The sequence below is a fragment of the Novosphingobium sp. 17-62-19 genome, assembly GCF_002256775.1.
In the GTDB taxonomy this organism is placed as follows: Bacteria; Pseudomonadota; Alphaproteobacteria; order Sphingomonadales; family Sphingomonadaceae; genus Novosphingobium.
Genome location: NZ_NCII01000036.1, coordinates 1 through 26,638, shown reverse-complemented (window position 1 = coordinate 26,638; position 26,638 = coordinate 1). Strand labels below are relative to the sequence as shown.

30 protein-coding genes and 1 pseudogene are annotated in these 26,638 nt (G+C 62.2%); 16 read left to right on the top strand and 15 right to left on the bottom strand.

What is annotated here, in order from left to right:
* Positions 1 to 807: head GIN domain-containing protein (locus B7X90_RS08710; protein WP_366409677.1), on the top strand; the 807-nt coding region annotated here is incomplete at its 5' end.
* Positions 808 to 951: 144 nt separating this feature from the next.
* Positions 952 to 1,296 carry a hypothetical protein gene (locus B7X90_RS08705; protein ID WP_292623625.1) on the top strand — a complete coding sequence of 115 codons (345 nt, stop codon included), beginning with the start codon at positions 952 to 954 and terminating at the stop codon, positions 1,294 to 1,296.
* Between the two features lie 3 nt (positions 1,297 to 1,299).
* Here the strand turns inward: B7X90_RS08705 and B7X90_RS08700 are convergent, their stop codons facing one another.
* Positions 1,300 to 2,247, bottom strand: coding sequence for an L-threonylcarbamoyladenylate synthase (locus B7X90_RS08700; RefSeq protein WP_292623624.1), 948 nt, complete (start codon positions 2,245 to 2,247; stop codon positions 1,300 to 1,302).
* A gap of 60 nt (positions 2,248 to 2,307) precedes the next feature.
* Between B7X90_RS08700 and B7X90_RS08695 the strand changes: the two genes are divergently transcribed.
* Together B7X90_RS08695 and B7X90_RS08690 are read left to right on the top strand one after the other, a co-directional pair.
* Positions 2,308 to 4,026: an acyl-CoA dehydrogenase gene (locus B7X90_RS08695; RefSeq protein ID WP_292623622.1), complete on the top strand. Its 1,719-nt coding sequence runs from the start codon at positions 2,308 to 2,310 to the stop codon at positions 4,024 to 4,026.
* Complete coding sequence (locus B7X90_RS08690) at positions 4,023 to 4,838, top strand: ATP-binding protein (protein WP_292623620.1); 816 nt, start codon at positions 4,023 to 4,025, stop codon at positions 4,836 to 4,838. Before B7X90_RS08695 ends, B7X90_RS08690 begins: the two co-directional genes overlap by 4 nt.
* 18 nt (positions 4,839 to 4,856) lie before the next feature.
* Here B7X90_RS08690 and B7X90_RS08685 read toward each other — a convergent pair whose 3' ends face one another.
* Entirely contained in the window at positions 4,857 to 6,317 is a 1,461-nt protein-coding gene (locus B7X90_RS08685) for a sorbosone dehydrogenase family protein (protein WP_292623617.1), read from the bottom strand.
* A gap of 88 nt (positions 6,318 to 6,405) precedes the next feature.
* On the opposite strand from B7X90_RS08685, the gene B7X90_RS08680 reads away from it, so the two are divergent.
* Both B7X90_RS08680 and B7X90_RS08675 read left to right on the top strand, forming a co-directional pair.
* Entirely contained in the window at positions 6,406 to 6,888 is a 483-nt protein-coding gene (locus B7X90_RS08680; RefSeq protein ID WP_292623616.1) for a GAF domain-containing protein, read from the top strand.
* A 148-nt stretch (positions 6,889 to 7,036) separates the two neighbouring features.
* A complete protein-coding gene (locus B7X90_RS08675) occupies positions 7,037 to 7,777 on the top strand; it encodes a glycine zipper 2TM domain-containing protein (protein ID WP_292623613.1) in 741 nt (246 codons plus the stop codon).
* Positions 7,778 to 7,906: 129 nt separating this feature from the next.
* On the opposite strand, the gene B7X90_RS08670 is transcribed toward B7X90_RS08675, so the two are convergent.
* The 7 genes from B7X90_RS08670 to B7X90_RS08640 all read right to left on the bottom strand — a co-directional run bounded on the left by B7X90_RS08670 (position 7,907) and on the right by B7X90_RS08640 (position 15,215).
* Positions 7,907 to 9,061: an acyl-CoA dehydrogenase family protein gene (locus B7X90_RS08670; RefSeq protein WP_292623611.1), complete on the bottom strand. Its 1,155-nt coding sequence runs from the start codon at positions 9,059 to 9,061 to the stop codon at positions 7,907 to 7,909.
* 149 nt (positions 9,062 to 9,210) lie between these two features.
* Complete coding sequence (locus tag B7X90_RS08665) at positions 9,211 to 10,155, bottom strand: ParB/RepB/Spo0J family partition protein (protein ID WP_292623609.1); 945 nt, start codon at positions 10,153 to 10,155, stop codon at positions 9,211 to 9,213.
* Positions 10,152 to 10,928, bottom strand: coding sequence for a ParA family protein (locus tag B7X90_RS08660; RefSeq protein WP_292623608.1), 777 nt, complete (start codon positions 10,926 to 10,928; stop codon positions 10,152 to 10,154). The genes B7X90_RS08665 and B7X90_RS08660 overlap by 4 nt, the downstream gene beginning before the upstream one ends.
* Entirely contained in the window at positions 10,925 to 11,605 is a 681-nt protein-coding gene (rsmG, locus tag B7X90_RS08655) for a 16S rRNA (guanine(527)-N(7))-methyltransferase RsmG (RefSeq protein WP_292623606.1), read from the bottom strand. Before rsmG ends, B7X90_RS08660 begins: the two co-directional genes overlap by 4 nt.
* Positions 11,602 to 13,461: a tRNA uridine-5-carboxymethylaminomethyl(34) synthesis enzyme MnmG gene (mnmG, locus tag B7X90_RS08650; protein ID WP_292623604.1), complete on the bottom strand. Its 1,860-nt coding sequence runs from the start codon at positions 13,459 to 13,461 to the stop codon at positions 11,602 to 11,604. Before mnmG ends, rsmG begins: the two co-directional genes overlap by 4 nt.
* Positions 13,462 to 13,621: 160 nt before the next feature.
* Positions 13,622 to 14,920 (bottom strand): tRNA uridine-5-carboxymethylaminomethyl(34) synthesis GTPase MnmE, encoded by a 1,299-nt coding sequence (gene mnmE, locus B7X90_RS08645; protein ID WP_292623602.1) that lies wholly within the window; start codon positions 14,918 to 14,920, stop codon positions 13,622 to 13,624.
* Positions 14,921 to 14,951: 31 nt separating this feature from the next.
* Positions 14,952 to 15,215 (bottom strand): DUF6489 family protein, encoded by a 264-nt coding sequence (locus B7X90_RS08640; RefSeq protein WP_292623600.1) that lies wholly within the window; start codon positions 15,213 to 15,215, stop codon positions 14,952 to 14,954.
* Between the two features lie 139 nt (positions 15,216 to 15,354).
* Between B7X90_RS08640 and B7X90_RS08635 the strand changes: the two genes are divergently transcribed.
* A complete protein-coding gene (locus tag B7X90_RS08635) occupies positions 15,355 to 16,068 on the top strand; it encodes a dienelactone hydrolase family protein (protein ID WP_292623598.1) in 714 nt (237 codons plus the stop codon).
* Positions 16,069 to 16,146: 78 nt separating this feature from the next.
* Complete coding sequence (locus B7X90_RS08630; RefSeq protein ID WP_292623597.1) at positions 16,147 to 16,530, top strand: nuclear transport factor 2 family protein; 384 nt, start codon at positions 16,147 to 16,149, stop codon at positions 16,528 to 16,530.
* Between the two features lie 57 nt (positions 16,531 to 16,587).
* Here B7X90_RS08630 and rpoZ read toward each other — a convergent pair whose 3' ends face one another.
* The 3 genes from rpoZ to B7X90_RS18355 all read right to left on the bottom strand — a co-directional run bounded on the left by rpoZ (position 16,588) and on the right by B7X90_RS18355 (position 19,041).
* Positions 16,588 to 16,932 carry a DNA-directed RNA polymerase subunit omega gene (rpoZ, locus tag B7X90_RS08625; protein WP_292623595.1) on the bottom strand — a complete coding sequence of 115 codons (345 nt, stop codon included), beginning with the start codon at positions 16,930 to 16,932 and terminating at the stop codon, positions 16,588 to 16,590.
* An 80-nt stretch (positions 16,933 to 17,012) separates the two neighbouring features.
* Complete coding sequence (locus B7X90_RS08620; protein ID WP_292623594.1) at positions 17,013 to 18,527, bottom strand: replicative DNA helicase; 1,515 nt, start codon at positions 18,525 to 18,527, stop codon at positions 17,013 to 17,015.
* 82 nt (positions 18,528 to 18,609) lie between these two features.
* Positions 18,610 to 19,041, bottom strand: a complete 432-nt coding sequence (locus B7X90_RS18355; protein WP_366409676.1) for a diguanylate cyclase — start codon at positions 19,039 to 19,041, stop codon at positions 18,610 to 18,612.
* A 168-nt stretch (positions 19,042 to 19,209) separates the two neighbouring features.
* Between B7X90_RS18355 and B7X90_RS08610 the strand changes: the two genes are divergently transcribed.
* The 5 genes from B7X90_RS08610 (at position 19,210) to B7X90_RS08590 (ending at position 23,016) form a co-directional block, all read left to right on the top strand.
* Positions 19,210 to 19,692 (top strand): UPF0262 family protein, encoded by a 483-nt coding sequence (locus tag B7X90_RS08610; protein ID WP_292623592.1) that lies wholly within the window; start codon positions 19,210 to 19,212, stop codon positions 19,690 to 19,692.
* Positions 19,693 to 19,720: 28 nt separating this feature from the next.
* Positions 19,721 to 20,461, top strand: a complete 741-nt coding sequence (locus B7X90_RS08605; RefSeq protein WP_292623591.1) for a glycoside hydrolase family 25 protein — start codon at positions 19,721 to 19,723, stop codon at positions 20,459 to 20,461.
* The gene (locus B7X90_RS08600; protein ID WP_292623589.1) at positions 20,458 to 20,895 is read left to right on the top strand and encodes a cytidine deaminase; all 438 of its coding nucleotides are present in this window, start codon (positions 20,458 to 20,460) and stop codon (positions 20,893 to 20,895) included. Before B7X90_RS08605 ends, B7X90_RS08600 begins: the two co-directional genes overlap by 4 nt.
* 192 nt (positions 20,896 to 21,087) lie before the next feature.
* Entirely contained in the window at positions 21,088 to 21,642 is a 555-nt protein-coding gene (dcd, locus tag B7X90_RS08595; RefSeq protein WP_292623587.1) for a dCTP deaminase, read from the top strand.
* Between the two features lie 189 nt (positions 21,643 to 21,831).
* Positions 21,832 to 23,016, top strand: a complete 1,185-nt coding sequence (locus tag B7X90_RS08590; protein WP_292623584.1) for a saccharopine dehydrogenase NADP-binding domain-containing protein — start codon at positions 21,832 to 21,834, stop codon at positions 23,014 to 23,016.
* An 81-nt stretch (positions 23,017 to 23,097) separates the two neighbouring features.
* Here B7X90_RS08590 and B7X90_RS08585 read toward each other — a convergent pair whose 3' ends face one another.
* Entirely contained in the window at positions 23,098 to 23,541 is a 444-nt protein-coding gene (locus B7X90_RS08585) for a globin domain-containing protein (RefSeq protein WP_292623582.1), read from the bottom strand.
* Positions 23,542 to 23,621: 80 nt separating this feature from the next.
* Here B7X90_RS08585 and B7X90_RS08580 point away from each other — a divergent pair, with 80 nt between their 5' ends.
* A complete protein-coding gene (locus B7X90_RS08580; protein WP_292623580.1) occupies positions 23,622 to 24,074 on the top strand; it encodes an Rrf2 family transcriptional regulator in 453 nt (150 codons plus the stop codon).
* Here the strand turns inward: B7X90_RS08580 and B7X90_RS08575 are convergent.
* Entirely contained in the window at positions 24,058 to 24,534 is a 477-nt protein-coding gene (locus B7X90_RS08575) for a hypothetical protein (protein ID WP_292623579.1), read from the bottom strand. The genes B7X90_RS08580 and B7X90_RS08575 overlap by 17 nt on opposite strands.
* A 110-nt stretch (positions 24,535 to 24,644) precedes the next feature.
* On the opposite strand from B7X90_RS08575, the gene B7X90_RS08570 reads away from it, so the two are divergent.
* Positions 24,645 to 25,640, top strand: coding sequence for an adenosine kinase (locus tag B7X90_RS08570; RefSeq protein ID WP_292623577.1), 996 nt, complete (start codon positions 24,645 to 24,647; stop codon positions 25,638 to 25,640).
* A 153-nt stretch (positions 25,641 to 25,793) separates the two neighbouring features.
* Here B7X90_RS08570 and B7X90_RS08565 read toward each other — a convergent pair.
* Positions 25,794 to 26,285 (bottom strand): annotated as a pseudogene (locus B7X90_RS08565) (flotillin domain-containing protein); the annotation flags it as partial.
* 14 nt (positions 26,286 to 26,299) lie between these two features.
* Here B7X90_RS08565 and B7X90_RS18350 point away from each other — a divergent pair.
* Positions 26,300 to 26,638 (top strand): type II toxin-antitoxin system antitoxin SocA domain-containing protein (locus B7X90_RS18350; protein ID WP_366409675.1); only part of this gene is annotated, 339 nt, incomplete at its 3' end.

Genomic DNA, 26,638 nt, shown 5'->3' with positions numbered 1-26,638 from the left:
GCAACAGCAAATGGTAGCCAGAATTCACCAACCGGCGCGGCCACCTATCGGCCATCAAAATTGACGCCGACCGGACACCGTAATCGTCGCGCTACATGCAATGCGTCGGGCATTTCGTTCAACGGCGAAAAGGGCGTCCCGCTGGCCGATCTTGATACGAGCGGCTCCGTCCCCACTGCAATTGCCTTGCTTGGACCTGACAATGTCCGCGTGACGCGCGGCGACAAGTTGGCGATTACCGTGGATGGCGATGATGCCGGAAAGCTGCGGTTTGCCATGTCAGACGGCCAGTTGGGCATCGCGCGCGAGGGCTGGAAGCTTGGCCAATCAACCAAGTCTGCCACAGTCAACGTTACGCTTCCGATGCTCAGCGATGTGGTTCTGGCCGGATCGGGCAACCTGACGGCTGACCAGATGGGCGGCCCCGAAACCAAGATTGTCATCGCTGGAAGCGGCACTGTCGATGCGCGCGCTATTGATGCGCAAAGCTTGAAAGTCGATGTCGTCGGTTCCGGCAAGTTGCGCGCGGCGGGCAAGGCCAAGGACATGAAAATGACCGTCGCAGGCAGCGGCGATGCCGAAATGGACGGGTTGAACGTCGACAATGCCAAAGTCGATGTCGCAGGCTCGGGCAATGCCCGCTTCGCGTCCAACGGCCAGGTCAGTGCAAACATCATGGGATCGGGCGAGGTCCGCATTTTCGGCCGCGCAACCTGCAAGGTCAGCGCAATGGGTTCGGGCAAGCTCGTCTGCGAAAACGGCGTAACCCCGCAAAGCGACGAAAGCGAAGCGGCCGCTGCGCAATAACGCGGCCCTTACTCCCCTCCCGCAGGCGGGAGGGGTTGGGGGAGGGCATTTTCAGCAAACCCGCCTTACTTCCCCCGAACCGGCGCATCTCCCGCTTGCCAAGTCTTTTGCACAATGGGACTTTCAGGCTCGATGGAGAATCCCATGCGCCTCACTGCTGTTTTGCTTCCTGCTGCCGCACTCATGCTGCCCGGCTGTGTGGCCAAGTCTGCCTTCGATCTGGCCACCATGCCGGTTCGCGCCGGCGCACAAGCGGTAAACACCACTGCTGGGGTCTATGATCGTGTCACCGTCAGCCAGTCGGAGCGGGATCAGAAGCTTGGCCGCAAGATTCGTCAGCGCGAAGAACGGTATGGCCGCCTATCGCGCGATTATGATCGTGCCCGCGCCGATTGCCGCGATGGTGAGGATGACGCTTGCGACGATGCGCGCCGCATCTACCGGGAAATGAGTGACCTGCGCGCCTCTGTGCCCTACGAGCCGGAGTGACGGTCAGGCAGCAGCGCGCCGCAGCCGGTCATTGATCGCAGCACCAATCCCCTCATCCGGGACGGGCGCCACTGCGATGGCTTTCTCAACGGCTTCCGCTCCCAGATGCAGGCACGCATAAAGCCGTGCTGCCGCCTGTGCCAGATCACCTGTCGCGGATAGCGAAACATGCCCTGCAATGGCTCCGAAACCGATCAGGAATTCCCCATCCCGCGCGGCCTCGGCGTTCAATCGTACCGGCTTGCCCGGCGCATAGTGGCTCGTCATTTGCCCCGGAGCTTCGATACGGGTGGATTGGGCCGCCGTGCTCCCCTTGCCCAGCACCATTGCAATCTCTTCCCCAGTGATCGGTCCCGGTCGCAACAAGGACCAGGTGCCATCTTCGCGTAGCCCGACGATGGTCGATTCAATCCCGCGCTCGGTCTCGCCGCCATCCAGAATAACATCGACCCGCTCTCCCAGCGACGCCCATACATGCACGGCGCTGGTCGGACTCACCCCGCCACTGCGATTCGCCGATGGTGCGGCCAATGGCAATCCACAGGTTTTCAACAGGGCCTGCATGACCGGATGCGCCGGGCACCGCAGCGCCACGGTGGGTAGTCCTGCACTCACCGCCGCTGCCAGTCGGGCATCGCTCCGGCGCGGCAGCACCATGGTCAGCGCTCCCGGCCAGAATGCCTCCGCCAAGGCCAGCGCCCGGCCATCAAACAAGGCGTACTGCTGCGCTGCCGTAACGTCCGGCACATGCACGATCAGCGGGTTGAAGTCCGGCCGCCCCTTGGCGCGATAGATCCCGGCCACCGCTTCGTCCTGATCTGCCCGCGCGGCCAGACCATAGACGGTCTCGGTCGGCACAGCCACGGTGCCCCCGTCCGCAATTACTTGCGCGGCATGTTCAATGCCTTGATTGTCAGGCAGGTGCACCTTGGAAGGCTTTGTCGGCTCCATAAGCCTTCGCTATAGGATGCGCCAAGCCCCGCGCCAAGCGCTGCGCCACAGGAGAGGACGATGACCTTTACCCCGCCCACTGCCGACCAGATCCTTGCGATCAAGGTTAGCGCCGGTATCGAAGAACTGGCACAGAGCGAGCGCTTTGTCGCCGCCACTCCCGATCTGGTCGAGGCTATCGTCGAGGGCGTCGGCGCATTTGCGGCGGGCGAATGGGCGCCGCTCCACCGTGCCGGTGATCAGATCGGCGCGAAGTGTGCCGATGGTGTGGTCACGCTGCCGCCCGGCTATGTGGAAGCCTACAGGGCCTTCGTTGAGCAAGGCTGGAATTCCATCGCTGGAACTGCCGAATTCGGCGGACAGGGCCTGCCCTTTACCCTCGCCACCGTCGCGCTCGAAACATTGGGTGCAGCCAACATGGGCTTCACACTCCTGCCCATGCTCACTGTCGGTGCGATCGAGGCAATCGAGCATCACGGCAGCGATGAGCAGAAGGCTCTCTACCTGCCCAAGCTGATTTCCGGCGAATGGTCGGGCACGATGAACCTCACTGAATCGCAGGCCGGGTCCGATGTTGGCGCGCTTCGCACCACCGCCGTGCCGATCAGCGATGGCCCCCACGCCGGCAAGTACCGCATCAACGGCACGAAGATCTTCATCACCTTTGGCGAGCATGATGCTGCGAGCAACGTCATCCACCTCGTCCTCGCCCGCACGCCCGGCGCGCCCGATGGTTCACGTGGCATTTCGCTGTTCATCGTGCCCAAGTTCCACGTGGAACAGGATGGAAGCATCGGCGCGCGCAACGATGTCCGTTGTGTCTCGATAGAGCACAAGCTTGGCATCCACGCCTCCCCCACCTGCGTCATGTCTTATGGCGACAACGCCGAATGCATCGGCGAAATGGTCGGCCATGAAAATGGCGGCTTGCGCGCCATGTTTACGATGATGAACTCTGCCCGCATCAATGTCGGCAGCCAGGGCGTTCAGATTGCCGAACGCGCTCTGCAGCAGGCCGTTGCCTATGCGCGCGACCGCGTCCAGTCTGCCCGCGCCGGATCGCCGGACAAGGCACCCGTCGCCATCATCGAACACCCTGACGTGCGCCGTATGCTGATGCGGATGCGTGCGCTGACCGAAGGCAGCCGTGCCCTGCTCTACTATACCGCAGGCCAGGTCGATCGCGGCAGTCTTGGTGATGAAGCTGCCCAGAAGCGGGCTGAACTGCTCGTCCCCATGCTCAAGGCCTGGGGCACCGACATCGGCTGTGAAGTCGCCAGCCTTGGTGTGCAGGTCCACGGCGGTATGGGCTTCATCGAGGAGACCGGCGCTGCCCAGCACCTGCGTGACGCCCGCATCGCACCGATCTATGAAGGCACCAACGGCATTCAGGCCGCCGATCTCGTGACGCGCAAACTTGGCTACGAAAACGGCGGCGTCCTCCAGTCGCTCATGGCCGAGATTGCGGCGGAAATGGAAGATGTCCCCGAAGTCGCCGTCCTGGCCAAGGACGCTGCCGCCATTGGCCAATGGATGAGCGCCACTGCCAGCCTTGATGACAAGCTGGCCGGTTCCGTACCCTTCACCACAATGTGCGCCGTCGCCGTCGCCGGATGGCAACTCGCCCGCCAGTCCCGCGCCTCCGATCTTCACGCCAAGATCGCGGTGACCAAGTTCTTCAACCGCGTCGTCGTCCCCGAAGCGCGGGGTCTCGGCTCGTCGGCCATGGCCGGTGCCGCATTGCTTTACGATCTCGATACGGAAACCCTCGTCGGATGAGCGAGAGCCTGCTCATCCGCATCGCCGAAGCCCTTGAACGCTTGGTCCCTGCCCAACCCGAAAGCGCTGACTGGCTCGCCTTCCCCGCCTATGTATGGGACGGCAAGGCCGCGCGCGGGATCGATCCGCTCGAAGCCCCTGCGCTCGATCTGATGCAGGGGATTGATAAGCAGAAGGCAGCTGTGGTTGAAAACGTCGCGCGCCTCTCACGCGGGGCTGTCGCGCACGACATGCTGCTGTGGGGCGCACGCGGTATGGGCAAGTCCGCCCTGCTCCGCGCCTCCACGCTTGCCGCGCAGCAGGCCAATCCCGGCTCGATCGCGCTCGTGCAGGCCAGCCCTGATGCTGGTCTTGCTGACCTTTTTGCCACGCTGCGCAAGGTTGACCGCCGGTTCCTCGTGTTCCTCGACGATCTCGGTTTTGACGCTGGCGATTCCGATGGCGCACGCAAGCTGCGCTCGTGGCTCGAAGGCGGTGTTGAGGCCCGGCCCGCCAATGTGCGCCTTGCCGTCACTTCCAACCGTCGTGCCATTGTCGAGAGGCACCTGTCCGAACAGGATGACCCGATCAACCCGCGCGATGTGATCGATGATCGCCTGGCATTGGCTGATCGCTTCGGCCTCAGCCTCGGCTTCCATAACTGCACCCAGGACGATTACCTCGCCATCATCGCCGGATACACGCGCCACTTCGGTCTGACCTACGAGGAAGCTGACGCGCTCGAATGGTCAAAGCGCCGCGGCGGCCGTTCGGGCCGCGTTGCGTGGCAATATGTCAACGAACTGGCAGGCCGGGCCGGACGCGCGATTTGACGCCCCGGCCCAGCAAGCTCACTGCTCAGGCTTCACCAGATCCGAATCGGCATTGGGCTTCATGATGAACTTGCCCGTGCCCTTGCCCTGCGGTGGTGCGGTGCGCTTGGGCAGCGGAGCAATTGCGGCGGCAGGCGCGGCGCCCGGTGCCACAACGCGCCAGATCACCCCGCCGGTATCATCGCTCACCAGCAGTGCGCCATCCTTGGCAAAGGCGACCCATGTTGGTCGCCCGCGCGCTGCCTCATCTTCATTGAGGAACCCGGTCAACACCGGCACCGGCGGCTGCGGCAGGGCATTGCCGCGATCGTCAAACTTCACGAAGACCACGTCATAGCCGGCCAGCGGACGGCGGTTCCAAGAACCATGCCGCGCCACGAAAGCACCTTCCTTGAATGCGCTGCCCATCAGGTTGCCACCCTTGGCAAAGGCCAGGCCCAGCGGTGCTACATGTGATCCCAACGCATATTCGGGCTTGCGCACGTAATCCAGCATGTACTCCGGCATCGGCGCCTTCACGCGCCAGTCGATGTTCTGCTTCCAGTACACCCACGGCCAGCCATAGTTCGATCCGAACGGCACGTTGGTCAGGTAGTCGGGGACCAGATCGGGGCCGAGCATGTCGCGCTCATTGACCGTAGTCCACAACTCCTCGCTGTGCGGGTTGAAGTCCAGGCCATTGGGATTGCGCAAACCGCCCGCATATTCGACCGATTTCTTCGTGGCGAAATTGTACTCATGGATAACCGCGCGGCCGAGTTCTGCCTCGATCCCGCCTTCGGCAATGTTCGATGCCGAACCGACTGTCACATAAAGCTTGCTCCCGTCTGGCGAGAGCAGCAGATTGCGCACCCAGTGGTTTCCGCCACCCGGCAGATTCATCAGCTTTTCCGGTGCGCCAGACAGCGTTGTTTGCCCCGGTTCATAGGGGAACGAGAGCACTGCGTTGTGATTGGCCACCAGCAAGTGACCATCGCGAAACGCCATGCCTGCGGGCGAATCGAGCGCCACATTCTCCATCACGAAGCGCTGTTCAGCCGTGCCATCGCCGTTGGCATCGCGCAGCAGCACGATCTTGTTGGGTGAAGGCCCGCCTGCCCCCACTTTCTTGAACAGAAAGCCCATCATCATCCCGGTGATTCCGCTTGCTTCGCGCGGGGGTGAATTGGTCTCAGCCACCAGCACATCGCCGTTGGGCATGGTGTAGATGGTGCGCGGATGATCGAGCTTGTCGGCAAAGCGCGTGACCTGCAATCCCTGCGCCGCGACCGGGGTTTCGCCGTCCTTCCAGCCCACCGGATCGGCGGTCTTGATCGTGGGGATGGTCTGTTCGTCCGGGTCTGCCAGCTTGGGTCTGGGGCCGGTCGTTTCTTGCAGCGTGAATTCTGCGGCAGGCCCGCGGATTGACCAGGCAACCCATGCCCCGACAATGACGACGAACACGGCGAGCGTGATCAGGATTTTCTTGATGAGGTTCATGGGTGTAAATCTAGGCGGAGCAACGCCGCAGGGCAATGCCTGCGATGCCCCCCGCGACAAGACCGACATGCTGCGCTAAACCCAGTCGATGTTCACATTTTCCCCCACCGAAGGCCAATCAAAGGCCGATCTTCACGCAGATCTGATCGAAGCGGCACGCGCCATCACCCATGACGAGCCTGATGCCATTGCCAATATGGCCAATCTCGCCGCGCTGCTGTGGCAGTTCCTGCCCGATCTCAACTGGGCGGGCTTCTATCGCATGGTTGATGGCGAACTGGTGCTGGGGCCATTTATCGGCAAGCCTGCCTGCATCCGTATCCCACTGGGCAGGGGCGTTTGCGGCACCGCAGCCTCCACCGGCGAATCGCAACTCGTCCCCGATGTTCACGCATTCCCCGGCCACATTGCCTGTGATGCGGCCAGTCGTTCGGAACTGGTCGTGCCGGTGCTTCGCGATGGCGCGGTAGTCGCGGTAATCGATCTCGATAGCCCCTCGCCCGCCCGTTTCGATGCAGACGATGCGCTTGGGATTGAGGGTTTGGCGGTGGCCGTCGCGTACCGGATCTGAAGCGTCCGATCCGGTTCAGGCGTGAACTGGCCCGATTCGGGACAGGCGGGACTCAGGCTCTGCGGAAACCTTGGTTTTGCGGGTCTCATGATGGTAAGTTTGCGGTTAACGCCATTCCCAACGCTATTCCCAACTAGGGGGAAACCGCATGATTGCCCGCCTCACCATCGCCGCGCTCGCGCTCAGCGTCGCCGCCTCGCCCGCCTTTGCCGGTGAACATCGCCAGCACGGCGCTGCCGGAGTTTCCTATGGCTCTGGTCCCGTCGGTGGACCTGTTTACTACCCGCCGATGGCTGGCCCGCCATATCCCACCGTGGTTATGACTCAGCCGATGAACGCTGCTGTTCCGCAACAGGGATACCCGCAGAACTGGCAAGCCTATCCGCCGGTGGCGCAGCAGAGCTATCCCGCGCCCGATCCGCGCTGGACCGAAATGAACGAGCGTTGTGCCAAGGTCTATGGTGATCGCCATGTCGGTGGCACTGCGCTTGGCGGTGTCGTTGGCGGCGTGGCCGGCAATCGCATCGCCGGGAAGGGTAACCGCGTTCTGGGCACCGTTGTGGGTGGCGTTGTTGGCGCTATCGCAGGCAACATGATCGACAAGGGCGAGGACAAGAACCTCCGCCGCGAATGCGACGATTACTTTGCGTCACTCCCTCCGCAGGGTGCTGCTTCTGTCGGCTATCCGGGTGCCTATCCGGGCTACCCGCCAGCCCCTTATGGCTACATGTGGGTTCCTGTCGTCTCCGGCCCACAGAGGCCTTGCGTTGAAACCACCGTCGTCACCGAAAAGTGGGTTAGCGCTCCGGTCCGGCACCGTGTGATTCACAAGCGTCCCAAGGTAATCCGCGACAAGCGGGTGAAGGAAAAGCGCGTCTACACCGGCTGATCCGGCCCACGCGAAACTGAAGTAGAAGCAGCCCGCTTTCCTCGAAGGAAGGCGGGCCGTTTTCAGGTGTTCTTCCCTCTGACTTGCAAGAGGGGGCGGCTGCTACCCCCCATTCAGGTCAGTCGCAAATCACAGCTTCCGCCCGATCAGCTCCTTCATGATCTCGTTGGTGCCGCCGAAGATGCGCGTCACACGCGCACCGCGCCACGCGCGGGCAATGGCATATTCGTTCATGTAGCCTGCGCCGCCATGAAGTTGCAGGCACTTGTCCATCACTTCCCACTGCAGTTCAGTGTGCCACAGCTTGGCCGCTGCGCCCTCCTCCGGTGTCAGTTCCTTCTTCAGGTGACGCGCCAGCGCCCAGTCAAGGTGCGCCCAACCAACTTGCAGCTTGGTCTTGAGGTCGGCCAGTGTGAAGCGCGTGTTCTGGAAATCCAGGATCGGCTTGCCAAACGCCTTGCGTTCGCGTGTGAATTCCACGGTGTCGTCAAACGCCTTCTGCGCGGAAGCCTGCGCGCTCACCGCAATGGACAGGCGCTCCTGCGGCAGTTCGCTCATAAGGTAGATGAAGCCCTTGCCCTCTTCGCCCAGGCAATTGGTGATTGGCACGCGCACGTCTTCGAAGAACAGTTCGGAGGTATCGGCCTCGTCTTGGCCGATCTTGTCCAGATTGCGCCCGCGCTTGAATCCTTCGCGGTCAGCCTCGACCAGCACGATCGAAACGCCCTTCCAGGCAGGTTCGATTTCGGTGTCGGTCTTGCAGCAGACCAGAATCAGGTCGGCATTCTGGCCATTGGTGATGTAGGTCTTGGACCCGTTGATAACGTAGTGATTGCCATCCTTCTTCGCGGTCGTGCGCATCCCCTGCAGGTCGGAGCCGGTACCGGGTTCGGTCATGGCGATGGCGGTAACCACGTCGCCCGAAACCATCAGCGGCAGCCACTTTTTCTTCTGCTCTTCCGATCCGTAGGTGATCAGGTAGTTGACCACGATGTCAGACTGTAGCGAGAACCCGGTGGTCACACGGCCATAATAGGCACTCTCTTCATCGACGATGGCGTTGTAGCCGAAGTCGAGGCCAAGCCCGCCGTATTCCTCGGGCACAGTCGGGCACAACATGCCAACCGCTCCGGCCTTGGGCCACACAGATTTCGGCACAATCCCGGCCTCGGCCCACTCGGCAGCATGGGGTGCGATTTCGTCCTGCAGAAAGCGGCGGACGCTGCTGCGGAAGGCTTCATGGTCTTCGTTATAGGCTGTCCGCGGAATCAGGTCGAGCGACATGGCTATTCTCTCTCCAGTTATGGTCTTGTTGCGCACAGCCTATGCGCGACGCGGCCACCCGGTCAACGAGAATTTAATCGCCTAATTAATGCCCGATAGTGTAGGCTACTACCGTTGCGAACAAAAATAAATTTACTGATTTCAATCAGTTAAAACTCACCACCGGTCAGCCGCTGACAAACAAGATCCAGCTGGTCCAGGTTCTTGTAGCGAATCGTCACTGCCCCGCTGACCGGATCGGCATCGGGCTGGATTGTGACCTTTAGCCCCAGGAAATCTTCAAGGTGTTGCTGGATCGCTGAAAGGTCCGCCGCGCTGACCGAATCCTTGCCCGCGCGCGCTTGTCGCCGGGTGCCTTCGGGGCGTGACGCCTTGCGCACCAACTTTTCCACGTCGCGTACCGAAAGATCCTTGGCCACGGCTTCTCGTGCCAACTTTTCCGGCTCCGGGGCATTGATCAGCGCGCGGGCGTGGCCCATCGAAAGCTCGCTGCGTACCACCATGTCGAGCACGGCTTCAGGCAGGCCGAGCAGGCGCATCATGTTGGCCACGTGACTGCGCGATTTGTCGACGAACTTGGCGATGTCGGTCTGGCTCAGCCCTTCGCTGTCGGCCAGACGCTGATAGGCGCGCGCCTCTTCTACCGGGTTCAGGTCTTCGCGCTGAAGGTTCTCGATCAGCGCCAGCGCTGCCACATCGCGATCGTCAAGCTTGCGGACGATGGCCGGAATCTCGTGGATCTGCGCCTTCTGCGAAGCACGCCAACGCCGCTCACCCGCCACAAGCTGATACCGTCCGCCGCCCAACGGTCGCACCACGACCGGCTGGATCACGCCACGCGCCGCGATGGATTGCGCCAGTTCTTCCAGCGCCTCTTCATCAAAGTGCCGACGCGGCTGATCGGGGTGCGGTTCAATTGATGCAACGGTGAGCATCGCCAGCCCGCCGTCACGCGCGACCGCAGCATCGTCGCCCGAAACCGAAATCCGCGCAATCGGCTCCTCGCGCCGCACTTCGCCCATGAGCGCGCCAAGCCCGCGCCCCAGCCCGGTCCGCCGTGCCGGAGCCTTCACTGCTGCATCTTCGCCGCTCATGCCGCTTTCCTCCGTTCAGGCAACCGGCCAATCAGCTCACGCGCCAGCTTCATATAAGCCTGCGATCCGGGGCAGGCATGGTCATAGATCAGCGCCGGGAGCCCATGGCTCGGCGCTTCGGACAAGCGCACGTTGCGTGGAATCACGCTCTCGAACACCAGATCGCGCAAGCATGAACGTACGTCATCCGCCACCTGATCGGTCAACCGGTTGCGCCGGTCGTACATGGTCAGAACAATGCCCAGTATGCCCAAGTCCGCATTGAACCGCTCTTGCACCCGCTCCACTGTCTGCAAAAGCTGGCTGAGGCCTTCGAGCGCAAAGAACTCGCACTGCAACGGCACCAGTATCGAATCCGCCGCCGTCAGCGCATTCAGCGTGAGCAGCCCCAGCGACGGCGGGCAATCGATCAGGCAGATGTCATGTCCGGTATCGCCGTTCAGAACCTTGCGCAGCCGGTGTGTCCGGTCCTCAACGCTGACCAGCTCCACTTCCGCGCCTGAAAGATCCATCGTCCCCGGCACAATATCAAGTCCCGGAATCCTAGTGGGCATCAAGCAATCCGCGACTGCCGCCTGATCGATCAGCAGCTCGTACGAAGACCGCTCACGCTCACCCGCGGAAATGCCGATGCCGGTGGAACAGTTGCCTTGCGGATCAAGATCAATCAGTAGCGTCTTCCAGCCGGTGGCAGCCAGTGCGGTGGCGATGTTGATGGCGGTGGTGGTCTTGCCCACGCCGCCCTTCTGATTTGCAACCGCTATGGTGATCATTTTTTGCCTCGTTGACGATGTACATGCGCAGGGGGCGTGTTTTGGCCGAGGAGGCGGCCGGTGATGATGCCGGCGGCGGCATCGGTCAGCGAGTGTTCCACGTGGAACAGGTGATTCCATGATTCGGGGAGCATCTGCAATTCTTGCGCTGCTCCTGCCCCTTTCGGCAACAGCCATAACGTGTCGGGTGTGGAAAAGCGGGCGGAAATATTCAGCAGCTTTTCCAATGGAGCAAAGGCGCGGGCGGAAATCACGCCGTGAGGGGCAGAAGGCAAATCCTCGACGCGGGAGAGGACGACGCGGACGTTTGGAAGTTCCACGGCATCGGCCACCCGCTGCAACCATTCGGTGCGGAGGCGGCGGGAATCGACGAGCGTGACGGGGCGGGTTGGTTGGAGTGCTGCGATGACTATGCCGGGAAAGCCTGCACCGGTGCCGAGGTCAATCCATTCACCCTGCGGCAGTGTTTCACGTGAAACATGAAGAAGCTGCGCTGAATCCACGATATGGCGGACCCACACGTGCGGCAATGTGCCGCGTGCGACGAGGTTCTGGCGCTGGTTTTCTTCGAGCAACAGATCGACCAGTTGTGACAGCCGCGCCATGCCGGATGCATTGACGCCGAGCGCATCGCGCAGCCATCCCTGTGCTTCTGATTCGGTAATAAGCAGGGTCATGCAACGATCTCGACATTGGCCCGACGGCGCGCGTGGACGAGCAGGCTGGCCAGTGCTGCGGGTGTGACCCCGCCGATGCGTCCGGCGGCGGCAAGAGTATCCGGCTGAGCCTTTTCGAGGCGTTCGACCATCTCACGTGAAAGGCCGGGCACGTCTGCAAAAGGAAAGCCCTCGCCTAACGGGACGGCGTCTGATGCGCGCAAATCTCGCAGCTCGGCGTCTTGCCGGGCGAGATAAGGAGCGTAAGCGGCGTCTTCCTCAACTTCTTCGGCGAGGCGCGCGTCGAAAGTTCCATCACCAATCCACGGCGTGAGTGTGGCGAGCGTGACTTCGGGAAAACGCAGCCATTCGTGCAGCGGACGGCGGGAGCCATCTGCGCGAACGGGCATTCCTGCGCGGTTGAGTTCTGTTGGTGTTGCCTGCTGTGCCAATGCGCCTTCCAACTTTTCGCGCTGTGCCAAGCGTTGGTTGAACCATTGCGCGCGTTCGCTTCCGATACAGCCGACCGCGAGTCCGAGCGGTGTTAGCCGTGATGAGGCGTTGTTGGCGCGCAGGCGCAGGCGGTATTCTGCGCGGGCGGTAAGCATCCGGTAGGGCTCGGTGACGCCGTGCAGCGTCAGGTCGTCGATCATTACGGCCATGTAGCTATTGGCACGGTCCAGTTCGGGCGCGTCACGACCCAACACATTGGCTGCGGCGTACATTCCGGCGATCAAGCCTTGGGCCGCGGCTTCTTCGTAACCGGTGGTGCCATTGATCTGTCCGGCGCAGTAGAGGCCGGGAATGGCCTTGACTTCAAGACTGCGGCGCAGGGCACGTGGATCGATGTGGTCGTATTCCACAGCATAGCCGGGAACCGTGATCTCGGCCTGCTCAAGCCCTTCCATAGAGTGGATCATGGCGATCTGTATGTCGGTTGGGAGGGAGGTGGAGATGCCGTTGGGATAGACGGTCGGGTCATCCAGCCCTTCTGGCTCGAGGAAGACCTGGTGTCCGTCACGGTCTCCGAAGCGATGGATCTTGTCTTCGATCGAAGGGCAATAGCGTGGGCCTTGCGCGCCGATGGCCCCGGTGAAGAGGGGTGAACGGTCCAGCCCTGAGCGGATGATGTCGTGTGTGCGGTCGTTGGTGCGGGCGATGGCGCAGAACACTTGGGGCAGCGGGCGCACGGAATTGAGCGGGGACATGGTCCACAGGTCAGCGTCGCTCGGCTGTTCCGGCAAGCGCGCCCAATCAATGGTGCGGCCATCAATGCGCGGCGGGGTCCCGGTCTTGAGACGTGCCATCGGCAGGTTGGCGGCGCGGAGTTGCTGGGCGAGTTTATGGGCGGAATCCTCTCCGATGCGACCGCCGTCCATGCGTTCTTCGCCGCGAAACAGTCGACCGCCGAGGAAGGTTCCGGTGCAGAGCACGACCGCCCTTCCCTCAAGCCGCGTACCATCGGCAAGATCGATACCGACAACTTTGCCATATTCCATGTGAAGCGCGGCGGCTTCTCCACCGATCAGGATGAGGTTTGGCTGCGCGCTGATCATCTGCTGGATCGCGGCCTTGAACCGTTTGCGGTCTGTCTGAACGCGTGGTCCCTGCACCGCGCTGCCCTTTGAGCGGTTGAGCATCCGGTAGTGGATGGCACCCGCATCGGCGGCGCGGGCGATCAGTCCGTCAAAGGCGTCGACTTCGCGCACGAGATGGCCTTTGCCAAGCCCGCCGATGGCCGGGTTGCAGCTCATGGCGCCGACGGTGGCGGGATCGAACGAGACGAGCGCGGTGCGCGCGCCCATGCGTGCTGCGACGGCGGCTGCCTCGACGCCGGCGTGTCCGCCGCCGATCACGATGATGTCGAACTGGTGCATGGGTGCCCGATACGCGAGTTGGGGATTCGCGTCAAAGATTTGGGTGTGGGTGTTTCACGTGGAACGGCTTGTGTGAGGCCACCACCCCCAACCCCCTCCTCTGAAGAGGAGGGGGCTAAAAGGTTATTCGGGAAGCCTGTTTCACGTGAAACACCCCCTCCTACTTGCCGATGCAGAATTTGCCGAAGAGGGTGTGGAGCATGTCTTCAGTGCTGGTGCGGCCGATCAATGCGTCGAGGGCGCGGCGGGCGAGGCGCAGGTTTTCGGCGGCGAGGAGGGGGTCAGGTTCGGCGGTGGCGTGGTGGAGGCTTTGGGCTACATCGCTCAGCAAGGTGTGCTGGCGCTGGTTGAGTGCGGCCTGTCCCGGCGCGGGGAGTGTTTGGCGCGCGTGAGTGACCAGCGCCTGGCTCAACGCGGGCAGGCCTTCGCCGGTGCGGGCGGAGAGGTGAAGCGCCTTGTCCGATTTGTGCAGTGCTGATGGATCGTCGGCACGGGCTGACACTTCCCAGAGTGCGCGGCCATCCGGTCCTTCACCTTCCGGGCCGAGCCAGAGGATCAGGTCGGCCTGTTCGGCGGCGGCCTTGGCGCGGGCGATGCCGATGCGTTCGATTTCGCCTGCACCCTCTTCACGCAAGCCGGCGGTATCGACGAAGACGAAGGGCACGCCGTCCAGCGCACAGGCGTGAGTCAGGACATCGCGGGTGGTGCCGGGTTCGGCGGCGGTAATGGCGACTTCCTGTTCCACCAAAGCGTTGAACAGGGTGGACTTTCCGGCATTGGGTGGCCCGGCAAGGACGACGCGGAAACCGTGCTTTAAAGGTTCGGCGCGGGGGCGGGTGAGCCACGCTTCGAGGTTTTGCGCAAGGGTAGTGCAATCGCTGCCGAAGCCGGCGGGCAGAGCGGACTCCCCTTCCCCTACATCGTCCTCGTCCGAGAAATCGAGAGCGGCTTCGAGGCGGGCGGAGAGTTGTAGCAATGCCGAGCGCCAGCGTTCGGCTTCACGTGAAAGCGCACCCTCGGCCATTGCGAGGGCGGCGCGGCGTTGCAGTTCGGTTTCGGCGGAGAGCAGATCGGCCAGGCCTTCGGCTTCGGCAAAATCGATGCGGCCATTGGCGAATGCGCGTCGGGTGAATTCTCCGGGCTGGGCGCGGCGCAGGCCGGTGATCCCCGCCAGCGCGGATTCCACCGCGACGACAACCGCACGGCCGCCGTGGAGATGAAGCTCTGCGCTATCCTCCCCGGTCGCGGTGCCGGGGCCGGGGAGCCAAAGAACCATGGTGCGATCGAGGTGTGTGCCGTCCTGCGGATCAGCCAGCGTGGCAAGCGTGGCGCGGCGGGGCGCAGGAAGTTTGCCTGTCAGCGCGGTGAGCGCGGTGCCGGATTGCGGGCCGCTGATGCGGATGACGGCAATGCCTGCAGGCGGTGGGCCGGAAGAGAGGGCGAAGATGGTGTCGGTCACCTCCCTCCCCTACACCGTCAGCGGCGAAACGTCAGTCCTTTGGCTTCTTTGAAGATCCGCCGCCCATTCCGCCCATGGCGCTCTGTTCCATGAAGTTCTGAAACAGTTTCAGACCAATTTCACCCATCGGCGCGATCTGTTTGGCGAAGCTCTGCAACTGGTCAAGGTTGCCTGCACCCTGCATGGCCTTGGCGACGGACTCGACATAGACATCGTTCGCCTTTGACACATCGGGCAGGCCGAGGAAGCGGCGGGCCTCTTCGGGGGTGCAATCGACTTCCATGGTAACTTTCATTGGTGAATCCTTGGCATCGGCAAATCCTCACGCTTCATCGCGGCTGTGGTGTGCAGACTGTCACGCGTGCTTGGCAAAGTCCATGCTGGGGGCCAACATGGGAATCGACCAACCTCTTTGAATCACAGGATGAACAACGATGACGAACACAGGAGCGGGCGAGAAAATCACATTTGCGGCGCTGGATGGCGAAGGCGATATTCCCGGCTTTCTGGCAACGCCGGACGGGCCGATCCGCGCTGCGATCATCGTGGTGCCGGAGATCTTCGGCGTGAACGCAGGCATCCGCCACAAGTGCAAGGCATGGGCGGAACTGGGATATATGGCATTGGCGCCGGACATCTTCTGGCGCTTTGCCCCCGGCGTCGAACTCGATCCCGATGTGCCCGAGCAACTGCAGGAAGCATTCGGCTATTTCGGGCAGTATGATCCCGACAAGGGCGTGAAGGATATCGAAGCGGCGATCCGCTATCTTCGCGGGGTTGAAGGCATTGCCAAGGTTGGGCTGGTCGGGTTCTGCCTGGGTGGGCGCATGGCCTATATGGCGGCTACGCGGACCGATATCGATGCGTCTGTGGGATACTACGGCGTGATGATCGACCAGATGCTGGGCGAATCCCATGCCATTGCCAACCCGCTGATGCTGCACATTCCAACGGCGGACCATTTCGTGGGGCCGGAAGCCCAGAAAGCGATACATGACGGACTCGATCCGCATCCGAAGGTGACGCTGTTCGACTATGACGGGCTGGACCATGGCTTTGCTGCCGAAATGGGTGACCGGCGTGACGAAGACGGCGCGAATCTGGCAGATCGGCGGACGCGGGATTTTTTTGCCCAGCATCTGGGGTGACTGAATGGGAGTTGCGCCGGATCAAGTTCGGCGCGGCTCCCCTGCCCTATGCTGGACGCGAACAACGGGAGAATGGCGATGAAATTGGGGCTGGCAGCTTGGCACCGGTACATGATCAGCAGCGATACGGCGCTGCTTGATGAGCTGGTGGCTGACGACGCGGTGTTTCATTCGCCCGTGGTGCATACGCCGCAAGCGGGGCGCGAAAAGGTGTTGATGTACCTGACGGCGGCGGGGCAGGTTTTTGGCAACGGCACATTTCGCTATGTGCGCGAGCTGGTTGATGGGCCGGAAGCGTGCCTTGAGTTCGAGTGCGAAATGGACGGGCTGAAGGTCAACGGGATCGATCTGATCCGCTTCGATCTGGAAGGGCGGATCGTGGACTTCAAGGTGATGGTGCGGCCGCTCAAAGCCATCAACAAGGTTTGGGAGCTGATGGCGGTGCAACTGGAGAACACATGAAAAAAGCCCCGGATTTTACGCCGGGGCTTTTTTCAAGGCTTTGATTTCAGTGGGAAATCAACCGTCGTAGTCTGCACCCAGCGAGGTGTTGCGGACCGGAGCGGCAGCCGTGATGCGCAGGGCTTCGGCCGACTGCGAGAGCGAACCGATTTCATCGACTTCATCATCGTCATCCGGCAGGACGCGCTGGAGCGATTGGATCACGTTTTCCTTGAGCACGGCGGGGCGCACGGTCTCTTCCGCGATTTCGCGCAGGGCGACGACCGGGTTTTTATCGCGATCGCGATCGACGGTGAGTTCTGCGCCACCCGAAATCGCGCGGGCACGTTCTGCGGCGATCAGGACGAGATCGAAACGGTTGGGGATCTTGTCGACGCAATCTTCGACGGTTACGCGCGCCATCCGGGCACTCCGATATGCAAAAGGACGTGGAAAGAGCTGCAGCTAGGCTGGGGTTGTGGAAAAGTCAAGGAATTGTGGGGTCACTCGTCATCGTTGCCATAGGCGGCGCGCAGGTCGTCGGAGGCGAGATCACTGAAGCGCGTGATCTTCGCTTCAAACCTTAGTCGAACTTTCCCGGTCGAACCGTGACGCTGCTTTGCAACGATCAACTCGGCCAAGCCATAGACTCGCTCCATCTCGGCCTGCCAAGCCGTATGAGCCTCATGTGTTTTCGAATCGTCGCTGCCTTGCGGTTGCTTAGGCTCCTTGGCGGCGACGTAGTAGTCTTCGCGGAAGACGAACCAGACCATGTCGGCGTCCTGCTCGATCGAACCGGATTCGCGAAGGTCTGACAGCATCGGGCGCTTGTCATCGCGCTGTTCAACCGCGCGGGAGAGCTGCGAGAGCGCGATCACGGGGACCGCGAGTTCCTTGGCCAAGGTCTTGAGACCGCGGGAGATTTCGGAGATTTCGTTGACCCGGTTGTCGCTGCGGCCTGAGCCTTGGAGGAGCTGGAGGTAGTCGACGATGATCAGGCCGATGTCATGGCGGCGCTTGAGGCGGCGGGCGCGGGCGCGCAAGCTGCCGATGGAGAGCGCGGGCGTATCGTCGATGAACAGCGGGAGTTCGGCAAGGCGCTGGCTGGCGAAAGAGAGCTGCTGAAAATCCTCGCGGCTGATGCGGCCCATGCGCAAGGCTTCTGAGCTGATGCCCGATTGTTCGGCAAGGATACGCGTGGCGAGCTGGTCCGCGCTCATTTCAAGGCTGAAGAAGGCGACCCCTGCGCCGACTGAATCTTTCAGCGTAATGCCATCGGCCAGATCGCGGCGCAGGCGGTCGGCCGCGTTGAACGCGATGTTGGTGACGAGCGAGGTCTTGCCCATGCCGGGGCGGCCGGCGAGGATGATGAGGTCCGAATCGTGGAGGCCGCCGATCTTCTCGTTGACCGAGGTGAGGCCGGTGGTCTTGCCCGAAATGTGGCCGCCAGAAAGCAGGGCCTTTTCGATCATTTCCAGCGAAGCGCGGGTGGCGGTGGCGAAGCTTTGCGCTTCGCTGCCGGTCTGCGCCCCTTCGGAGACGGCGTAGAGCGCGGCTTCGGCTTTCTCCACCTGTTCGAGCGGGGCGACCGAATCACTGGTGTCGAGCGCGCCTTCGACGAGGTTACGCCCTACGGTGATCAGTTCGCGCAGCAGGGCCAGGTCATAGATCTGTTCGGCCAGTTCGCGCGGGTTGAGCAGGCCCTGCCCGTCTGACGTGAGGCGCGCGAGATAAGCGACGCCGCCCAGCTCCTTCAGCCCATCATCGCTTTCGAAATAGGGTTTGAGCGTGACCGGGGTGACCACGGCCTTGCGATCGATCAGCGCCTGAATGCGTTCGAACACGCGGCCGTGGACGGCGGCGAAGAAGTGTTCGGGCTTGAGGGGGGTCTGCAGTTCTTCGAGGATGCGGTTGTCGATCAGGACCGCGCCGAGAAACGCGGCTTCCGCCTCTACGTTGGAGGGGAGTGCGCGAATCTCTGACGGTTCGCGGGTGAGGATGGCTTCGCTGGCGGACATGGGTGCATAGTGCCCCACCGCGCCCCGCACGGCAATCGGCACAGGGTGTGGATAGCGGGGATGAGGAAAGAAATCGGCCCCTTTATCCCGCCAGCATGATCCGGTTGCGACCCTCTTCCTTGGCGCGATAGAGCGCTTCGTCGGCGGCTTTCAGGGCATCGCGCGGGCTGGCATAGGCGAAGACATCGGCGATGCCGCCTGAAAAGGTAATCTGCCCCATCGGTTCTTCGGTAGAGCGGTTGATGAAGTGGCGGACGCCGAAGTTTTCGCGCACCGCGTCAAGCTTGTCGAAGGCTTCCTGCAGGGTCTTTCCGCGAAACAGCATGACGAATTCTTCCCCGCCCTGCCGTGCGGTTCTGGTCCAGCCAGTCCTGCGTGATGGGCTGACCGGAATTGCGGCGATCCAGCACCTTCCGCGCGAGCGCGGGATCCTCGCTCTGCTCCGCGCCGTATCCGTTCCCCTGCTGCCGAACAGGCGAAAGAAGCGCGACCCTCCTTCAAACTCGATTCCCACTTTGGCCTCCGTCTCGTGTTTCCTCTTTGCCCTTTAGGACGGATGGGCTGAGCCTCTCTGGAACGTGGGATAGGTAAATTTACCATATCGAGACCGAGATCGGCCCGATCTGGGCCGAACGCTGGCCCTCTTGCTTGCGCTGCGCGCGTCTGCAACACAGGGGCCCTGATGGCAGACCCGCGCATTTCGCATATCGAGCTGGACGACGCGACGATCATCTGGCGCAACGCCGATATCGAGCAGGAGCGGCGCATTGCGATCTTCGATCTGATCGAAGAGAACACGTTCAAGCCGCTGCGCGCTTTCGAGGCTGGGCATCATGGTCCCTATCGGCTGAAGCTTTCGGTGGATGACGGGCGGCTGGTGCTGGCGGTATCTGGCGAAGATGGTGCGGCGCTGGAAACGGTGATTCTGGGTTTGGGGCGGTTCCGCCGACCGATCCGTGAATATTTTGCGATCTGTGACAGCTACTATCAGGCAATTCGCAAGGCCACGGCGACCGAGATCGAGACGATCGACATGGCGCGGCGCGGCATTCACAATGATGCTGCCGATACGCTGCTGGAACGGCTGGAGGGCAAGATCGAAACCGATTTTCCCACCGCCCGGCGGCTCTTTACCCTGATCTGCGTGCTGCATATCAGGGGCTGAACGATAACCGGGGCGCGATTCTTTCAATATGGCCAAGCAACCGAACAGGGGCCGCCCGACCAGCGCCCGTGCCAAACGTGCCCGACCGGGCAACCTGAAGCGAAGACTGCTGGCCACGTTGGTGCTGGTGCTGTTGGTCGCTGGGGGCGTGGGCTGGTGGAAGGCGCTGTCCTGGCAGCCTGACCGCAAGGATTTCCCAGTGCAAGGCGTGTGGCTGAGCGATAACAATGGCGCGGTCGACTGGCGACTGCTGCGCGCGGCAGGCGCTGACTTTGCCTATCTGACCGCGAGTGAAGGCACGAATGTGCGGGATACGGCTTTCGCAAACGGCGTGGCAGGAGCGCGCAGCCGGGGAATGCAGGTGGGCGCGGTGCATGTCTATGACTTGTGCGCCCCTGCTGACGCGCAGGCGGCGAATTTCGTGACGCTGGTGCCGCGTGACAAGGATATGTTGCCACCTGCTATCCGTATCGACATATCATCGCGCACTTGCCCTGAAGTTCCGGGCGAAGCGCAGATGCAGAGCGAGCTGACCACGTTCCTCAACCAGGTGGAAAAGCACGCCGAAAAGGCAGTGATCCTGATGGTGTCAAAGTCGGTCGAGAAGGAGTTTCACCTTGCTGCGCGCATTGATCGCAATATCTGGGTAGAGCAGGATTTCCTTGAACCCGCCTATGCCGGGCGGCCTTGGGTGATGTGGACCGCAAGCAGCCGGTTGCGGCTGGATGCAGTGAACACCCCAGTGCGTTGGGTGGTGGTGCAGCCATGAGCGATGCCCTGATTGCGGAAAAGCGCGACGAGCTGATTGCAGCGGCGCGTGGTGCGATGGGCAGCGCATACGCGCCCTACTCCGGCTTTCACGTCGGCGCGGCGCTGCTGTTCGATGATGGCGCGATTGTTACCGGCGCGAATTTCGAGAACGCTTCCTATGGCTTGTCACTCTGCGCCGAAACGGTGGCCTGTGCCAGTGCATCGCAGGCCGGGCGACGCGGCGGATTGCTGGCCGTGGCGGTGATGGGCGGCATGGGCGGCGCGGTAGAGGCGGCGATCAGTCCGTGTGGACGGTGCAGGCAGGTGGTCAACGAACTGGCGGCATTGGGTGGCACCGATCCACTGGTGTTGTGCGTGGGGACACAGGAAACCGTGGAAATGCGGCTGTCGGTGCTCTTGCCCAATGCGTTCGGGCCTGCGAATCTGGCTTGACGGATGATCGTGCGCTAATTGCTAGCGCCTGATGTTTGCGTGTTCGTCACCCTGAACTTGGTTCAGGGTCCATTTCTCACCAAATGCGGACAGCGTTTGCTGAGGGATGGATGCTGAAACAAGTTCAGCATGACGGAACTCGCAAAAAGACGGTGCGCCAGAGAAAACGTCGAGCTATTTTGGGGACAACAATTGGCCATTCTTTCCGACAAGTGGATTCGCGAAAAGGCACTGAACGAGGGGATGATCGAGCCCTTCGTGGAAACCCAGCGCCGCGATGGTTGCATCAGCTATGGGCTTTCGTCCTATGGCTATGACGCGCGGGTAGCGCGTGAGTTCAAGATTTTCACCAACGTCGATTCCGCCATCGTCGATCCGAAGAATTTCGATGGGGCCAGTCTGGTGGACCGCGAAACCGACGTTTGCGTGATTCCGCCCAACTCCTTTGCCTTGGCGCGGACGGTGGAGTACTTCCGCGTGCCGCGCGATGTGCTGGTGATCTGCCTTGGCAAAAGCACCTACGCGCGGTGCGGCATCATCGTGAACGTGACGCCGCTGGAGCCGGGCTGGGAAGGCCACGTGACGCTGGAGTTTTCCAACACCACTCCCCTGCCCGCCAAGATCTATGCCAACGAAGGCGCGTGCCAGTTCCTGTTCCTGCAGGGCAACGAGCCGTGCGAGGTCAGCTATGCCGACCGTGCGGGCAAGTACATGGGCCAACGCGGGGTGACGTTGCCGAAATTGTGAGGGCAGATGGCGTGCTTCGACAGGCTCAGCACGTGCGGGCAATGGAATACTGGTTCTGATCCTCAATCCGCTCATCCTGAGCTTGTCGAAGGATGTGTGGTTACCGCTTAACCCCGCGCTTAAATCCGGTTGCATTCGCCCCTGACTTCGCCAAGCTTGCCTGCACAACAAAAGCAGGCGGAGAGGCTGATGGATAAGTCGGAGAGGCTCTATGACATCGTTGTCTATGGGGCAACGGGGTTCACCGGGAGGCTGGTGGCGGAATATCTTGCGCGGCACTACGGGCAGGAAGGGCCTGCCGAGGAAAGATTGGGCTGGGCGATGGCCGGGCGTTCTGCGGCCAAGCTGGCCGAAGTGCGGGCGCTGATCGATGCGCCGAAGAACACCCCTCTGATCGTGGCCGATGCGTCCGATCCGGCGAGCCTTGCTGCAATGGTGGGGCAGGCGCGTGTGGTGGTGACAACGGTTGGTCCGTACCAGCTTTACGGCGAACCGCTGCTGGCGGCCTGCATCGCAGCGGGCACCGACTATGCCGACTTGTGCGGTGAGCCGGTGTGGATGCGCCAGATGATCGACAAATATGGCGACGAAGCCAAGCGGACCGGGGCGCGGATATGCTTCTCCAGCGGCTTCGATTCGATCCCTTTCGATCTGGGCGTGCTGATGTTGCAGAAGGAAGCGGTGGCAAAGTTTGGCCGCCCTGCCCCGCGCGTGAAAGGCCGGGTGCGCGGGATGAAGGGCGGGGCTTCGGGTGGCACGGCGGCGAGCCTCAAGGCGACATTGGCGGCGCTGGGGCGCGATCCGTCACTGATCCCGCTGATGCAGAGCGCGTTTTGCCTGACACCGGGCTTCGAAGGGCCTGCGCAGCCAGATGGCAATACGGTGCAGCACGATGATGCGCTGGGCAGTTGGGAAGCGCCGTTCATCATGGCGGCGATCAACACCAAGAACGTGCATCGCACCAATGCTCTGCGGGGGCACGTTTGGGGCACGGACTTTGTCTATGACGAGATGGTGCTGACCGGTCCGGGCGATCAGGGCAAGGCGATTGCCGAACATATGGCCAAGACGCCGATGATCGGCCGCCCTGATGATCCGCAGCCGGGCGAAGGGCCATCGAAGGAAGAGCGCGAAACGGGATTCTACGATGTGCTGTTCGTGGGCGAGATGCCCGATGGGCAAGTGGTGCGCTATGGCGTGAAGGGGCGCTATGATCCGGGTTATGGATCTACCAGCCGGATGATCGCTGAAACCGGGATTGCGCTGCTTTCCAGCAATGCGGCGGGCGTGATTGGCACTCCCGGGGCGATTCTGGGCGAGGCGCTGGTTCAGCGCTTGCGCGCGCACGCGGAGATCAGCTTCGCGGTGGAGTGAAACGCGAAAGGCCCGCCTGCCGTGCGGAGGGTCCGGTGGCAGGCGGGCTTCGCTTTGGAAGACCGATCGTGCGGGGGTTGATCAGTCTGCCAGAGCGTAAGCTTCGGCTTCGGCGGCGATGAGAATGTCTGCGAGCATCCAGTAAGCCTCGCCCCAGGCGGCGAGCACTTCGTCGGTGGCGACATCGGCGCCCACAACGTCGCGAATCGCAGGCAGCAGGGCTTCGGCGACGTAAGGATAGTGTTCGGCCTTCACGCCGGTTTCGACATGGCGCTGGACCATGCGATTCACAGCCGGGCCAAGCGCCTCAAGCTTGTCGATGTTCTTGGCATAGGCGAGGATGGCGGCGGCGAGACGGCGAGGCTGTTCGCCCGATTCCTGCGCAGCCTGATCGAACATGGCTTTCACTTCATCGTTCTGGAACAGGCGTTTGTACATCGCGGTAGTGATGTCCACGCCGTGTTTTTCGATCACGGGGGCGGTGGCCTTGACGATGGTGCGGGCGTGTTCGGAAGCGGTGCGCATAGGGAATCTCCAATCTGGTATTGCAAATACCGGTATTTGGATTGCTTGATTTAAGCAAGCGGAAATCCGATATCGGCACAATGCAACTGACCCAGCACACCGACTTTGGCCTGCGCCTGCTGATCGTGCTGGCGCGCAAAGGGGCGCCAGTGAGCCTGCCTGCGTTCTCGACGGATCAGGGTCTGAGCTATCATCACGTTGCCAAAGTGGCGCAGGGGTTGGTGCAGGCGGGCTTTGCGGTGTCCCAGCGGGGACGCAGTGGCGGTATCGCGCTCGCGCGGGCTGCAAACGAGATCGGCGTGGGCGATGTGGTGCGCAAGCTGGAACGGGGGATGCGGCTGGCGGATTGCGCCACGTGCGCGCTGCGGGCCAATTGCGGGTTGAGCGGGGTGCTGGCCGAGGCGCTGGAGGCGTTTATGGCGGTGCTTGACCGCTATACACTGGCCGATGTTTCACGCGAGGGTGTGCCGGCGTTTGCGCCTTGGGCGATGCTGCCTTCAGCGTCGGGATGCGCCGTTAACGGCCCTTCCTGAGCGCGGCGACGCAGGCAGCGCGATCAACCTCACGTCCATCGCCCCGACGCGCATCGGCGTAAGTGGCGATGGGTTTGCTGCTGCCGGTTTGCGGGTAAAGGTAGATGTCGAGGATGCAGGCGGTGCCGGTCCACTGCAGTTTGCGCGCGTCATCTTCGATCACATCAAGCCGGGGTGTGCCGAATACGCGGCCGAGTTGCAGCGCGTCTGCGCCGATAATGCCTTCGAGGCCAGGGATCATCTGCAACTGCGCGGAAGGGCGCTGGATCGGGCCAGGGCGCGGTACGGTGGTGCGCACGGGCGGGGTGGAGCGGACTTGCGCGGTCTTGCCGCCCGACACGGTCCCTCCGCCGCCGCACGAGGCGAGCAACAAGGCGGCAGGCAGGGCGAGGAAAGTGGCGCGCAGGTTCACGCTGCGGGGATGCAGCGCATGGGCAAGCCGGTCAACGTCGTTCCGCACGGCACGGCGCGGGCACGGGGCGTTCCGGCGCGTGTTGCACGCTCTTGCTGCACTGCGGTGAAAACGCTAGGCCGTCTTCCAACATTCCTCGACTTTGGAGCCAATCCTGTATGTCCGAACCGCTTTACGACGTCATCGCCATTGGCAACGCCATCGTCGATGTCATGGCCCCTTGTGACGATGCCGACATCGAAAAGCTGGGACTGGCCAAGGGCGGGATGACGCTGGTGGATACAGCCCGCGCGCAGGAACTTTACGATGCGATGGGCCCCGCGCGCGAGATTTCGGGCGGTTCTGCGGCCAATACGCTGGCAGGCCTCGCTGCGCTGGGTGCGAAGTGCGCATTCATCGGGCAAGTGGCGGACGACCAGTTGGGCGAGGTGTTTGCACACGACATCCGCGCTGGCGGCATTGCCTTTGAAACGGCCGCGCGTGCGGACGAGCCGCCGACGGCGCGCTGCCTGATCTTCGTGACGCCCGACGGCCAGCGCACGATGAACACGTTCCTCGGCGCCTCGCAGTTCCTGCCCGCCGAAGCGCTGGACGATGCGACCATCGCGGCAGCCAAAGTGCTCTATCTCGAAGGCTATCTGTGGGACCCGGAAGAGCCGCGCAAGGCGATGCGCCGCGCGATTTCCGCTTCCCGCAACGCCGGGCGCAAGGTCGCGTTCACGCTGTCGGACGCTTTCGTGATTTCGCGCCACGGCGATGATTTCCGCGCGCTTATCGCCGATGGGCAGATCGACATTCTGTTTGCCAACGAACACGAACTGGCTGCGCTGACCGGCATCGAAGATTTCGACGCCGGTCTGGCAGAGCTTTCGGCCAAGGTGCCAACGCTCGTGGTCACGCGTAGCGAAAAGGGCGCTCACGCGGTGAGCCATGGTGAACACGCTCACGTTCCCGCTGAGCCGATCGCCAAGGTCATCGACACGACCGGCGCGGGCGATCTTTTCGCTGCCGGGTTCCTGTTCGGCTATGTGCGCGGCAAGCCGCTGGCCGAGAGCCTGACTATGGGCGCGGTTTGCGCGGCTGAAGTGATCTCGCACTATGGCGCGCGGCCTGAGGCGGACCTGCAGGAACTGGTGGCCAAGCGGCTGGGGTGATGTTTTTGATCCTCCCCGTTTTCACGAAGTGCAAATGGGGAGGTGACGTCGGCGTAGCCGATGACGGAGGGGTGTTTATCCCCTCCACCACCAGCTTTGCTGGCGGTCCCCCTCCCCGTTTGTGCTTCGCAAAAACAGGGAGGATTTTGGTTGCTACTCGTCGGCTGTTGCCGTTGGCGCGCCTTTGACCAGGCCTTCGAGCGAGCCGCCATCGAGGCCTAGTTCTTTCATCAGGCCATCAATGATCGGAGCCTGCGCGCGGTAGCTTAGCGCGGCGGTGAGCGCATCGCTGGCGAGGTTTCCGCCTCCGGGTGCAGCGCCCTCGCCGCCACCGCCTGATGAGCGGGTCAGGCCATCGACCTGGACGATCTTGATCGAATCGATGGCTTCCAGCGGCTTGGCGGATTCGCGCACCAGTTCGGGCAGCACCTTGAGCAGTGCCAGCTTGGTCTGGAGCGAAATCTGGTCTGACGATAGCAGGTTGGCGGCTTCGTTGATCGCGCGCTGGCCCGCAGCTTCCACTTCGAAGCGCACGCGGGCGGCTTCGGCGCGGAGCTTTTCAGCTTCGGATTCAACCTTCACGCGGATCGCGTCACGCTCGGCGGCTGCGGCCTAAGCCATTGAATCGGAATCATTCTATTGCATTGAAAATAAATGAAATGTTGACTACATATTACACTATGGATCGGTCTGTAGCAATTGCGAACGAGTTTCTGCGTAAGGCCGGTGCTGTCGGCCTGACTCAAATGCAGTTGCAAAAATTAGTTTATTTTTCGCATGGATGGGCTCTGGGTCTGACAGAGCAACCACTGACCACCGATGGCCCAGAAGCTTGGGCGTATGGTCCAGTTTACCCCGACTTGTACGACCACACAAAGTTCTTTGGGCGTGGTAGTATAACTAAGGCCTGTGGACATTTAGGGGATTCCCTTTTTCTGCGAGATCGGATTCAAGACTGGCGAAGGGAGAGCTGGTTTGGATCGACACGGATTGAGCGA